Source organism: Nocardioides luteus (genome assembly GCF_000960475.2).
GTDB classification, from domain to species: Bacteria; Actinomycetota; Actinomycetes; order Propionibacteriales; family Nocardioidaceae; genus Nocardioides; species Nocardioides luteus_A.
In genome coordinates this window covers 1-870 of the sequence record NZ_JZDQ02000082.1, presented here as the reverse complement: position 1 = coordinate 870, position 870 = coordinate 1, and the positions used below count along the sequence as shown (strand labels likewise).

1 protein-coding gene is annotated in these 870 nt (G+C 69.0%); it reads right to left on the bottom strand.

Annotated elements, in window-relative coordinates; all coding sequences use genetic code 11:
* On the bottom strand, nucleotides 1-870 hold an 870-nt coding region (locus UG56_RS27360), incomplete at both ends, for a DUF222 domain-containing protein (RefSeq protein WP_143055234.1).

The following is an 870-nucleotide window of genomic DNA, read 5'->3' as shown; positions in this document are numbered from 1 at the left end:
GTCGGCCAACGCGTCGCGGGCCCAGGCTGCGGGGACGGGTCCGTAGCCCTCGACCATGGCCGGCTGATCGGCTTCGCCCGTGAGCGAGTCGGCGGTCATCACGATCTTGACCTCGATCCGCGGTTTGGTCTCGGCGGTGGTGCGGCCGGTGATCCGGTCGACGAGGGTGTCGGCCATGACCTGGCCCCGGGTCCGTTCGTCACCGGCGGCCCGGGCCGCGTTGGCGGCCTGATCCAGCGCGGCGTAGACCGCGACGCCGTCCTTGACCGGCAACAGGGCGCCAAGCCAGGTCATGGTGTCCGGTGCCGGCCGCAGACCGACCCGACGGTCCTTGACGGCGTTGGCGGCTCTGGCTACGACGGATTCCTGGTCGAGGGTGATGGCGAGCTTCTTGGCGGCGTTCTCGAGCTGCCGCAGCCCCATCGTGACCGCCTTCGGCTGTTCGCCGTTCGCCCCGGGTGCGCAGAGTCGGTCGTCGATGACCCGGCGGTCATTCACCGAGAGGCAGGCGGTTTCGCGGGCCAGGATCGTGGCCTGCCACTGCGAGAACAGTCCGGCTTTCATCAGCCTGAAGGTGTGCGGCATCTCGCTGATCAGGACCTTCGCCAGACCCAGCAGCTTCGCACCTCTCGCTGGTGAAACCCGCCGCGCCAAAGCGATCTGGGAGGCCACCCCTTCACCCAGCTTCCGGGCGGGAACCCCAGCCCGGGCCTGCCGGGCGCGAGCAGCCTCGTCGAGACGTACCGCCGCTTCTGCCTGGATCGCCTCGGCAATGCATTTGATCTGTTCGAGACGAGCGATCCAGTCGACCAGCTCACCCTCGGACGCGCCCGATGGCGGTCCAGCGAGGAGGAGGTCGATGCTCTCGTA